An 11,986-nucleotide genomic window follows, 5' to 3' on the forward strand; every position below is an offset into this window, starting at 1 on the left:
GTCACCGTCGAGTAGAACGCCACCTCCCCCGAACGCGGCGCCACCGGCGCCAGCAACTCCGCCAACTCCTCCTCGATCAGCTCCACCTGCGCCGAATGCGAGGCGTAGTCCACCGGGATCCGACGCACCCGCACCCCGTCCGCCTCCGCGGCCGCGAAGAACGCCTCCAGCGCCCCCACCTCACCCGCGACCACGGTCGACGCCGCGCCGTTGACCGCCGCGACGCTCACACCGGACACGTCGGCCAAGCGCTCGCGCACCGCCTCCGCGCCCAGCGGAACCGACACCATCCCGCCCGTGCCGGCCAGCCGCGTCAACGCCCGCGAACGCAACGCCACCACCCGCGCACCATCCGCCAACGACAGACCACCCGCCACACACGCCGCGGCAATCTCCCCCTGCGAATGGCCGACGACCGCGTCCGGCACGACACCCAACGAGCGCCACACCTCCGCCAGCGACACCATCACCGCCCACAGCACCGGCTGGACCACATCCACCCGCTCCAGCGACGGCGACCCCTCCACACCCCGCAGCACATCGACCAGCGACCAGTCCACGAACTCCGCAAGCGCCTGCGCGCACTCGCCGATCCGCGCCGCGAACACCTCGGAGGAGTCCAACAACTCCACCGCCATGCCCACCCACTGCGAACCCTGCCCCGGGAACACGAACACCGTCCGCCCACCCGCAACAGCACGACCCCGCACCACACCCGGAGCCTCAACACCCTCCGCCAGCGCGGCGAGTGCGGCGGATCCGCCCAGCACCACCGCACGGTCCTCGAACACCGACCGCGACGACACCAACGACACACCGATATCAGCCGAAGACAAACCGTCCACGGCCGTCAGCAACCGTGCCGCCTGGCCCTCCACGGCCCGCGCACCACGACCTGACAACACCCACGGCACCACACCCAAGACCTCGGTGGTCCCGACCTCGGCCGCGTCCGCCCGGTCGTCCTGCGCTGCAAGCGGCTGCTCCAGGATCACGTGGGCGTTGGTGCCGCTCAGGCCGAAGGAGGAGACGGCGCTGCGGCGCGGACGCCCGGCGTCCTGCCACTCGCGGGCCTGGCTGAGCAGTTCGACGCTGCCGGCCTCCCACTCGACGTGCGGGGACGCCTCGTCGGCGTGGAGGGTCTGCGGCAGCAGACCGTGCCGCATCGCCATCACCATCTTGATGATGCCCGCGACGCCGGCGGCGGCCTGCGTGTGGCCGATGTTGGACTTGATCGAGCCGAGCCAGAGCGGCTGATCGGCGTCACGGCCCTGGCCGTAGGTGGCCAGCAGCGCCTGCGCCTCGATCGGGTCACCCAGACGCGTTCCCGTACCGTGCGCCTCCACCACGTCCACATCGGACGTGGTGAGACCTGCGTTCGCCAGCGCCTGACGGATCACCCGCTCCTGCGACGGACCGTTCGGCGCGGTCAGACCGTTCGACGCACCGTCCTGGTTCACCGCACTGCCACGCACCACCGCCAGCACGGGGTGACCGAGCCGCTGAGCGTCCGAGAGCCGCTCCAGCAGGACCAGGCCGGCGCCCTCGCCCCACGCGGTGCCGTCGGCGTCGGCCGAGAAGGGCTTGCAGCGGCCGTCGGGTGCCAGGCCGCGCTGGTGGCTGAACTCCACAAACGTGGTCGGCGTCGACATCAGCGCGACACCACCGGCCAGCGCCAGGCTGCACTCGCCCTGGCGCAGCGACTGCGCGGCCAGGTGCAGCGCGACCAGCGAGGACGAGCACGCCGTGTCCACCGAGACGGCCGGGCCTTCGAGCCCGAACGTGTAGGCCACCCGGCCGGAGGCGACACTCCCGGCGGTGCCCGTGGCGAAGAACCCGTCGAAGCCCTCCGAGGCCTGCTGCATGCGCGAGCCGTAGTCGTTGTACATCACGCCGGCGAACACGCCGGTGTCCGACCCCCGCAGGCCCGCCGGGTCGATACCCGCCCGCTCGAAGGCCTCCCACGCCGTCTCCAGCAGCAGACGCTGCTGCGGGTCGGTCGCCACCGCCTCACGCGGGCTCATCCCGAAGAACTCCGGATCGAACCGGTCCGCCTCGTAGAGGAACCCGCCCTCCCGCGTGTACGACGTGCCGGGCGTGTCCGGGTCCGGGCTGTACAGCTTCTCCAGGTCCCAGCCGCGATCCGTCGGGAAGCCCGAGATCGCGTCGACACCCTCGGAGACCAGGCCCCAGAGCCCTTCGGGCGAGTCCACCCCGCCCGGGAACCGGCAGGCCATCCCGACGATCACCACCGGGTCCTCGGCCCCGTCCGCACGGGACGGAACCGCCGCCGCGACCGCGGCCGACCGCTCGACCCCGGACGCCTCCGTCAGCAGGAAGCCCGCCAGCAACGAGGACGACGGGTAGTCGAACACCAGCGTCGCCGGCAACCGCAGACCCGTCACCCCCTGAAGACGGTTCCGCAGATCCACCGCCATCAACGAGTCGAAACCCAACTCCTTGAAGGCCCGCTCGGGATCAACAGCCTCCGCCCCCGCGTAGCCCAGCACACCCGCGACCGCCGACCGCACCGTCTCCAGCACCACATGCCGCCGCTCGGCCTCCCCCAGACCCACCAGCCGGTCCCCGAACGAACCCGCACCCGCGGACCCACCACCGGCCACCGCCCGACGACGACGCACCGGCGCCAGACCACGAAGAACCAGCGCACTGCTCTCGTCGATCGCGCTCAGGTCGAGGTGGACGGGGGCGAGGGTGGGGTGGTTGATGGTGAGGGCGGTGTCGAAGAGGTGGAGTCCTTGGTGGGTGGTGAGGGGCGCGATGCCGGAACGGGCGATGCGGGCGAGGTCGGCGGTGGAGAGTTCGTCGGCCATGCCGCTGGTGTCGCCGCCCCAGAGGCCCCAGGCGAGGGAGGTGGCGGGGAGGTGGTGGGTGTGGCGGTGGTGGGCGAGGGCGTCGAGGTAGGTGTTGGCCGCGGCGTAGTTGGCCTGGCCGGCGTTGCCGATGATGCCGGTGATGGAGGAGAAGAGGACGAAGGCGGACAGGTCCAAGCCCTCGGTGAGCTCGTGCAGGTTCCACGCCGCGTCGACCTTCGGCCGCAGGACGTCCGCCAACTGCTCGGGCGTGAGGCCTTCGATGAGGGTGTCGGCGAGGACGCCGGCGGTGTGGATGACGGCGGTGAGGGGGTGCTCGGCGGGGACGCCGGCCAGGAGGCCGGCGGTTGCGTCCCGGTCGGCCAGGTCGCGGGCGGCGAAGGTCACTTCCGCACCGAGGGCGGTGAGTTCGGCCGCGAGGTCGGCGGCGCCGGGGGCATCGGCGCCACGACGGCTCACCAGCAGCAGGTGCTTCGCCCCGTACGCGGTGACGAGGTGGCGGGCGAAGAGGGTGCCGAGGGTGCCGGTGGCGCCGGTGATGAGGACGGTGCCGTCCGGGTTGAGGACGGTGGTGGTGCTGTCTCCGGTGGTGGGGGTGAGGTGGGGGGTGTGGGGGGTGTTGTTGCGGTGGGCGGTCTGGGGGTGTTCGTTGCTCAGGGTGTCGGGGGTGAGGGGTTGGTCGTCGAGGTCGAGGAGGGTGATGCGCTGGGGGTGTTCGGTCTGGGCGGTGCGGGCCAGGCCCCAGATCGCGGCGGCGGTCAGGTCCGGTGCCGGGTCACCCGGGCCGGTGGTGACCGCGTGGCGCGTCACGATGGTGAGGTGGCCGTCGGTGTGGTCGGGGTGGGCCAGCCAGGCTTGGAGGGTGGCGAGGGTGCGGGTCAGGACCTCGTGGGTGTGGGCGGGCTCGGTGGTGGTGGACGGTTCGGCGGTGAGCAGCACATGGGCGTGCGGGGGCACGGTGTCCAGGTCGGTGTGGAGCGGTGCGTCGAGGCCGAAGGTTTCGGTGCCGAGGACCACCAGGTCGCCGGTGATGGCGACGGGGTCGGTGGCCTTGATGGCCGGGTTCCACGTCAGCTGGTAGAGGTCGTTGGTGGGAGTCGCGGTGGCGAGCTGGTCCGCGGTGGTCTCGCGGACGGTCAGCGCCTCCACACCGATCACCGGGGTGCCGGCGGGGTCGGTGGCGGTGAGGGTGTAGGTGTTGTCGCCGGTCGACTTCCAGTGGACGCGCAGGGCGGTGGCGCCGGTCGCGTGCAGGGTGACGCCGCTCCACGCGAACGGGAGCACCACGCGGTCCTCTGCCTGCTCCACCAGGAGGGTGTGGAGGGCGGCGTCGAGGAGGGCCGGGTGGAGGCCGAAGCCGTCGGTGTCATCCTGGGGGAGGGTGATCTCCGCGAACAGGTCGCCGTCGGTGTGGCGCCAGGCGGTGTGCAGGCCCTGGAACAGCGGACCGTAGGCGTAACCACGGTCGGCGAGACGGTCGTAGAGGCCGTCGAGGTCGATCCGCTCGGCACCCGCCGGCGGCCAGGCACCCTCGATGAGCACAGGGGCGACGCTCTCGGACGTCAAGCGACCGGTCGCGTGGCGAACCCAGATGCCCTCACCGTTCTCGGCCCGCGAGTGGACCGCGAGCGCGAAGCCCTCGTTCTCATCGGGACTCACCGTCACCTGGAGGTGAACGCCCTCGCCCTCTCCGACGGTCAGGGGTGCGTGGAGGGTGAGGTCTTCGAGGTGTCCGGCGCCGAGGTGGTCTCCGGCGGCGATGGCGAGGTCCACGAACGCGGTGCCCGGGAGGAGGACGCTGCCCAGAACGGCATGCTCGGCGAGCCAGGGCTGCCCGGCCAGGGACAGGCGCCCCGTGAACACCGCGCCACCCTCGCCGGCGAGGTCGACAGCGGCCGCGAGCAGGGCGTGCGAGGTGATGCTCTGCCCCAGACCCGACGCGTCCCCCGTGACAGCAGGCGCGTCGAGCCAGTACCGCTCACGCTGGAAGGCGTAGGTCGGCAGCTCGACCGTGCGGCCCCCGGCCAGGGTTGAGACCTTCTCCCAGGCGATCGGGGTGCCGGTGGTCCAGAGGTGGGCGAGGGCGGTGAGGAAGGTCTCGTCCTCGGCCTTGTCCTTGCGCAGGGCTGCCACCGCGATGGTGTCGGTGTCCGCGAGGGTGGTGCGGGTCATCGCCGTCAGGACCGGATCGGGGCCCAACTCCAGGAACGCGGTGATGCCCTGCTCCGTGTGGAGGTGCTGGACGCCCTGGTGGAAGCGCACCGTGCCACGGATGTGCCCGGCCCAGTAGGCGGACGAGGTGAGCTGCTCGGTCGTGGCCAGGGTTCCGGTGACGTTGGAGAGCACCGGGATCGTGGGTGCGTTGAACGTCAGCCCGGCGATCTCGCTCGTGAACTCCTCCAACACGCCCTCCATGTGGGGCGAGTGGAAGGCATGGGAGACGCTCAGACGCCGGGTACGCCGGCCCAGGGCGCCGAAGTGCGCGGCGACCTCCTCGGCGAGGACGGTGTCACCGGAGATCACGACGGAGGCGGGGCCGTTGACGGCGGCGATCGACACCGCGCCGTCCCGGCCGTCCAGCAGCGGCAGGACCTCGTCCTCGGTGGCCTCGACGGCGATCATCGCGCCGTCACTGCGCGCGGCCTGCATCAGCCGGCCCCGCGCGGTCACCAGACGCGCCGCATCGCCCAGCGACAACACACCCGCGACATGGGCGGCCGTGACCTCGCCGATCGAATGCCCACCCACCACCTGCGGCTCCACACCGTGGGCCTTCGCAAGGTGGAACAGCGCGGTTTCAACGGCGAACAGCGCCGCCTGCGTGTAGAGGGTCTGGTCGAGGTCGGTGTCGTTGTCGGCGAACACCACGTCCTTCAGCGCGCGCGGCAGGAAGGCGTCCAGTGCGGTGGCGGCCTCGTCGAACGCCGCACGGAACACCGGCTGCGTCTCGTAGAGTTCGGCGCCCATGCGGGCGCGCTGGGAGCCCTGGCCGGTGAACAGCACCGCCACCCGGCCACCCGGGACAGCGCGACCCCGCACCACACCCGGAGCCTCAACACCCTCGGCGAGTGCGGCGAGTGCGGCGGATCCGCCCAGCACCACCGCACGGTCCTCGAACACCGCCCGCGACGACACCAACGACACACCCACATCAGCAGGCGACAGACCCTCCACAGCCGTCAACAGCCGCGCCGCCTGACCCTCAACAGCCCGCTCACCACGACCCGACAACACCCACGGCACCACACCCGGAACCGGCAGAACGTCCGCGCCGCCCGGAGCATCCTCCACAACCGGCGCCTGCTCAAGGATCACGTGCGCGTTCGTCCCACTGATGCCGAACGACGAGACCGCGCTACGGCGCGGACGCCCGGCCTCCGCCCACTCGCGCGTCCGCGTGAGCAGCTCGACCGCACCGCTCTCCCACTCCACGTACGGCGAAGCCTCATCCGCGTGCAGCGTGCGCGGCAGCACACCGTTCCGCATGGCCATCACCATCTTGATGACGCCCGCCACACCCGCCGCCGCCTGCGTGTGACCGATGTTCGACTTGACCGACCCCAGCCACAGCGGACGCTCCGCCTCACGCCCCTGGCCGTACGTGGCCAGCAGCGCCTGCGCCTCGATCGGGTCACCCAGACGCGTGCCCGTACCGTGCGCCTCCACCACGTCCACGTCCGCCGCCGACAGGCCGGCGCTCGCCAGTGCCTGCCGGATGACCCGCTCCTGGGCCGGACCGTTCGGCGCCGTCATCTGGCTGCTCTTGCCGTCCTGGTTCACCGCCGAACCACGGACCACCGCGAGCACCGGGTGCCCCAGCCGCTGCGCGTCCGAGAGCCGCTCGACGAGCAGTACGCCGACGCCCTCGCTGAGCGCGGTGCCGTCGGCACCGGCGCCGAAGGCCTTGCAGCGGCCGTCGGGCGCGAGGCCGCGCTGGCGGCTGAACTCCAGGAGGGCGTTGGGCGAGGCCATCACGGTGGCGCCGCCGACGACGGCGAGGTTGCACTCGCCCTGGCGCAGCGACTGCGCGGCCAGGTGGAGGGCAACCAGCGAGGACGAGCACGCCGTGTCCACCGTCACCGCCGGGCCCTCCAGCCCGAAGGTGTACGCCACCCGGCCGGAGGCGACGCTGCCGGCGCTGCCGCTGACGACGTAGCCCTCCAGGCCGTCGGGCATGCGGGTCATGCGGGAGCTGTAGTCGTTGTACATGACGCCCGCGAAGACGCCGGTGCGGCTGCCGCGCACCGTGGCGGGGTCGATTCCGGCCCGCTCGAACGCCTCCCAGGCCGTCTCCAGCAGCAGGCGCTGCTGCGGGTCGGTCGCGAGCGACTCACGCGGGCTGATGCCGAAGAAGTCGGCGTCGAACAGGTCCGCGTCGTGCAGGAATCCACTGCCGCGCGAGTACACCGTCCCCTGCTGGTCGGGGTCGGGATGGTAGAGGGCGTCGAGATCCCATCCGCGATTTGCCGGAAATGCGGAAATGGCATCGGTTTCCCCGATCACCGCGTCCCACAAATCCTCGGGTGAGCGGACATCGCCGGGGTATCGGCAGGCCATACCCACAATCGCGATCGGCTGCTGATTCTCGCTCTCCAATTGCTGGACACGTTGCCGTGACACATGGAGATCCGCAGTAACCCGCTTGAGATAGTCGCGGAGCTTGTCCTCGTTCGACGACATGCGTTATCCACCCTCTCCTCGCGGGGCCGTCACCTTCGATTCGTGGGGCCGGCGCCCGGCCGTACGCCACACGTTTCAGCAAACTCGCCGACCCGACTAACGGGGCCCTTTGCCGCCCCTAAAGCGGTCCGCCCCCCGGGCCGCGCGGCCCGCGACAAGACCAAGCAGTGGGTTAGAGCGGCTTTAGCGGGGGTTCCGAGCATGGCCATGAGTTCCACAGGCTGCTCGTCGGCCTTCATCCCAGGCTCGATTCACTCGGAAAGGACCAGGATGGACACCCCTGACGTCCGCATCCTGTCGGTAGGAACAGCCCTCCCGGGCCCTGCTCTGGACAACGCCGCCCTCGCCCGCCGGTTCCAGATGGACGCATTGTGGGAGCAATGGATCGACGCGTTCGTCGGCACCGACACGCGCCATCTGGCCGTCGACCTGGAGAGCGGCGAGATCCGCTCGTCGCTCGCCGAGCTGGGCGAGACCGCCGCGCGGCGCGCGCTGGAGTCCGCCGGCCTCGGCCCGGACGACATCACGGGCATCGTGCTGGGCACGGCGACGCCCGACCAGCTGATGCCCGCGACCGTCAACCTGATCGCCGACCGGCTCGGCATCAACAACGTGCCGACCTACCAGCTCCAGTCGGGCTGCTCCGGCGCCGTCCAGGCACTGGAGCTCGGCCGCCAGATGCTGCTGACCGGGGAGCACCGGAACGTGCTGGTCCTCGGCGGCGACGTCTGCGCCAAGCACCTGGACGTCACGCTGGACCTGCGCACGCTCCACCCCTCCGAGCTCGTCAACGTCGTGCTGTTCGGGGACGGTGCCGGCGCGGCCGTCCTCACCACCGACCCGGTGCCCGGCACCGCGTCGATCCGGCGCATCTACACCCGGCTCACCGGCCTGAACCGGCCGCCCGGCCAGAGCGTCGAGTGGTTCGGCCGGACCGACCGCCACTCCGACAAGCAGGCCGTCAACGAGGACTACAAGGCGATCGAGGAGTCCGTGCCGACGATGTCGGCCGAGATCGCCAAGGAGATCCTGGAGGACCTCGGCTGGCAGGACACCGACGTCGACTACCTGCTGCCGCCGCAGCTGTCCGGCAAGATGACCGCCCGGATCGTCGCGGAGCTGGGCATGCCGGGCGCCGAGGAGATCACCTGCGTCCGCGAGACCGCCAACACCGGCAACGCGGTGCCGTTCCTCCAGTTGGAGCGGGCGCTGCCGCAGATGACCGACGGCGACCGCGCGCTGTGCGTGGCCGTCGAGTCGAGCAAGTGGATCAAGGCCGGCTTCGCGCTGGAGAAGGTCTGATCCGCCATGTCGCAGCCGACCGCCTCCCCTCCCGCCCAGGCGCCCGCCCTCGCGGACAGCGCCCCGGCCACCGCCGACCAGCCGGACCCGATCACCCGGTTCCAGACCCTGCAGCGCGCCGGCCGGCTGGCCGAGGACTACCCGCAGGTCCGGGAGCTGCTCACCGACCTGGAGGACGCCGACCTCCTGCGCGCCGGCAACCACCTGGCCCGGCTCGCCCCCGACGAGGTGCGCAAGGCCCACCCGGGCGTCCCCGTCCTCCGCGTCGCCGTCACCGGGCACGGCACGCTGTCCGCCCTGGTGCCGCCGCTGACCGCCGAACTGGCCCGGCACGGCGTCCTGCTGGACGCGGCCGTGTCGGACTTCGACAGCTACGTCTTCGACCTGACCGACCCCGGCAGCGACCTGTACGCGGCCGAGCCCGACCTCGTCCTGTGCGTCCTCGACCCGAGGATCGTCCTCGACGAGCTGCCGAGCCCCTGGGGCCCGGCGGACGTCGAGCGGGTGCTCGCCGAGAAGACCGGGCTGATCGAGCGGCTGGCCGAGCGCTTCACCGCCACGGGACGCGGCACCCTCGTCCTCAACACCCTGCCGCTGACCCGCGCCCTGACCGCCCAGGTCGTCGACCACCGCTCCCGCGCCCTGGTCGGGGCGCTCTGGCGCGAGGCCAACGCCCGCCTGCTGCGCCTCGGCGCGAGCCGGCCGGGGGTCGTGGTGGTGGACCTGGACCCGCTGGTGGCCGAGGGCATCACCGTCGCCGACCCGCGGCTGAGCCTCTACACCAAGGCCCACCTCTCCTCGCCCCTGCTCGCCCGCTACGCCCGCGAGATCGGGCACCTGGCCCGCACGCTGGTCGGCCGCACCAAGAAGGCCCTGGTCCTCGACCTGGACGAGACGGTGTGGGGCGGGATCCTCGGTGAGGACGGCTTCGACGGCATCGAGGTCGCCGAGACCTACCGGGGCGAGGCGTTCCGCGCCTTCCAGAAGGTCGTCAAGCAGGTCACCTCGCAGGGCGTCCTGCTGGCCGCCGTCAGCAAGAACGACCTCGACCCGGTCCGCGAGGTCCTCGGCACCCACCCGCAGATGGTGCTGCGGGAGGGCGACTTCGTGCGGGTCGTCGCCAACTGGCGCCCCAAGCACGAGAACCTCGGGGAACTCGCCGCCGACCTCAACCTCGGCGTCGACTCCTTCGTCTTCGCGGACGACAGCCCGTACGAGTGCGGGCTGGTGCGCCGCGAGCTGCCGGGCGTCGCCGTCCTCCGGCTGGACTCCGAGCCGGCCCTGCACATCGAGAAGCTGCTGCGCGACGGCTGGTTCGACGTCCTGGAGCTCACCGCCGAGGACCGCTCCCGCGCCACCACCTACCGGGAGGAGCTGGAGCGCAAGGACTTCCTGGACACCTTCGACTCGCTGGACGACTACCTGCGCGAGCTCGACGTGACCGTCCGCTTCGCCGCCGCCGAGGACCGGGACGTCCCCCGCCTGGCGCAGATCACCCAGCGGACCAACCAGTTCAACCTCACCACCGAGCGGCTCCAGCAGTCCGACGTCCAGGCGCTGCGCGCCGACCCCGACGCGCTCGTCCTGACCGTCCACTCCCGCGACCGCTTCGGCGAGAACGGCCTGGTCGGGGCGGTCCTCGCCCGGCAGGAGGGCGGCACGGCGACGATCGACAACTTCCTGCTCAGCTGCCGGGTGTTCTCCCGGGGCATCGAGCAGGCCTGCCTGAGCGCCCTGCTCCGGCACTTCAAGGACGCCGGGGCCGCGGAGGTCCTCGGCACCTACCGGCGCACCGCCAAGAACGGCAAGGTGCGCGGTCTCTACCCGCTGGTCGGCTTCACCGAGGTCTCGGACGACGGCACCACCGCGGTGTTCCGCCACGACCTCGCCGAGATCCCGGCGCCGCCGCCGTACGTCCTCCTGCACGCCGAACTCCCCGGCGGGTCCGACCGGTCCGCCCGGTCCGCCCCGGACGACCGCTCCTCCGACCCCACGTCCGACCACTCGTCCGGCAGCCCCGACGGCGCCGGAGCCCTTCATGGAGAGCCCTCTTGAACACCCTCGACGACTTCGTGACCCTCCTCCAGGACGAGCTCGGCCTCGACGTGACGACGGAGAACGTCGGACTGCCCTTCGACCGGGTGCCGGGCTGGGACTCGGTGCACATGCTGTCCCTGGTGGTCGTCCTGGAGCGCGAGACCGCGCGCCGCGTCTCGCTGCCCGACCTCCTGGAGGCCCCCAGCCTGCAGCGGGTCTTCGACCTGGTGACGCTGCCGTGAGCACCCCGCTCCCGCTGCACTCGCGCTACCTGGCCCGGGAACCCGCCCGGCACGCCCGGATCCGCCTCTTCTGCTTCCACCACGCGGGCGGCGGCGCCTCCGCGTACGCCGGCTGGCACCAGGGGCTCGGCGGCGACGTCGCGGTGGTACCGGTCCAGCTCCCCGGCCGGGAGACCCGCAACGGCGAACCGCGGTTCCGGACGATGGAACCACTGATCGACGAACTCGTCGCGGAGCTCGACGGCGTCCTCGACCAGCCGTTCGCCTTCTACGGGCACAGCATGGGCGCGCTGGTCGCGTACAACCTCGCCCGGCGGCTCTACCGGACCGGCGGCCCGCTCCCGGAGGCCCTGCTCGTCGGCGCCTACCCCGCACCGCACCGCCCGCCGGCGCTCGGCGAGCTGCCGGAGCTGCCCGACGACGAGCTCACCCGGGTCCTGCTCGACCTGGGCGGCATGTCCGAGAGCATCCTGGCCTACCCGGAGTGGCTCACCGCGGCGCTCGACATGGTCCGCGACGACCTGCGGGTCTGCCGCAGCCACGACCGCGGCTTCCTGCCCCGCCTCCCGTTCCCGATCGAGGTCTTCACCGGGCGCTCCGACCCGCTGATGCAGGGCGCCGAACCGGAACGCTGGCTCGACCACACGCGGGCCGGCTTCCGGGTCCACCGACTCCCCGGCGGCCACTTCTTCACCCGCGACTCCACCACGGAGTTCCTGGACCTCCTGCAGCGGAGTCTCGGCGACGTCCTGGCCCCCGCGCGGAGGTCGGCGGCCTCCTGATCACCCGATCGCCCCGACAGCGGCGCGGGCCGGCCACGGACAGCCGGCCCGCGCCGACGTCGGCGGACGCACCTGACGACCGCGCACGGGGGCCACGCACAACGACACG

The 11,986-nt window shown here is 72.0% G+C and carries 5 protein-coding genes and 1 pseudogene; 4 read left to right on the forward strand and 2 right to left on the reverse strand.

Annotated features, from left to right (window positions below; genetic code table 11):
* Together ACFC0B_RS38365 and ACFC0B_RS38370 are read right to left on the reverse strand one after the other, a co-directional pair.
* A partial coding sequence (locus ACFC0B_RS38365; RefSeq protein ID WP_376097418.1) for a type I polyketide synthase occupies positions 1-3,992 on the reverse strand: 3,992 nt, incomplete at its 3' end.
* A gap of 9 nt (positions 3,993-4,001) precedes the next feature.
* Positions 4,002-7,514 (reverse strand): annotated as a pseudogene (locus tag ACFC0B_RS38370) (type I polyketide synthase); the annotation flags it as partial.
* Between the two features lie 270 nt (positions 7,515-7,784).
* Here ACFC0B_RS38370 and ACFC0B_RS38375 point away from each other — a divergent pair.
* From ACFC0B_RS38375 to ACFC0B_RS38390, 4 genes are read left to right on the forward strand one after another with little or no spacing between them, the layout of a single operon-like run.
* Positions 7,785-8,816: a 3-oxoacyl-ACP synthase III family protein gene (locus tag ACFC0B_RS38375; protein ID WP_376097341.1), complete on the forward strand. Its 1,032-nt coding sequence runs from the start codon at positions 7,785-7,787 to the stop codon at positions 8,814-8,816.
* Between the two features lie 6 nt (positions 8,817-8,822).
* Positions 8,823-10,871 (forward strand): HAD-IIIC family phosphatase, encoded by a 2,049-nt coding sequence (locus ACFC0B_RS38380; RefSeq protein WP_376097344.1) that lies wholly within the window; start codon positions 8,823-8,825, stop codon positions 10,869-10,871.
* Positions 10,868-11,095 (forward strand): acyl carrier protein, encoded by a 228-nt coding sequence (locus ACFC0B_RS38385; protein ID WP_376097347.1) that lies wholly within the window; start codon positions 10,868-10,870, stop codon positions 11,093-11,095. Before ACFC0B_RS38380 ends, ACFC0B_RS38385 begins: the two co-directional genes overlap by 4 nt.
* Positions 11,092-11,877, forward strand: a complete 786-nt coding sequence (locus tag ACFC0B_RS38390) for a thioesterase II family protein (protein WP_376097350.1) — start codon at positions 11,092-11,094, stop codon at positions 11,875-11,877. Before ACFC0B_RS38385 ends, ACFC0B_RS38390 begins: the two co-directional genes overlap by 4 nt.
* Positions 11,878-11,986 lie beyond the last annotated feature (109 nt).

The organism is Kitasatospora sp. NPDC056184 (assembly GCF_042268405.1).
Lineage (GTDB): Bacteria > Actinomycetota > Actinomycetes > Streptomycetales > Streptomycetaceae > Kitasatospora.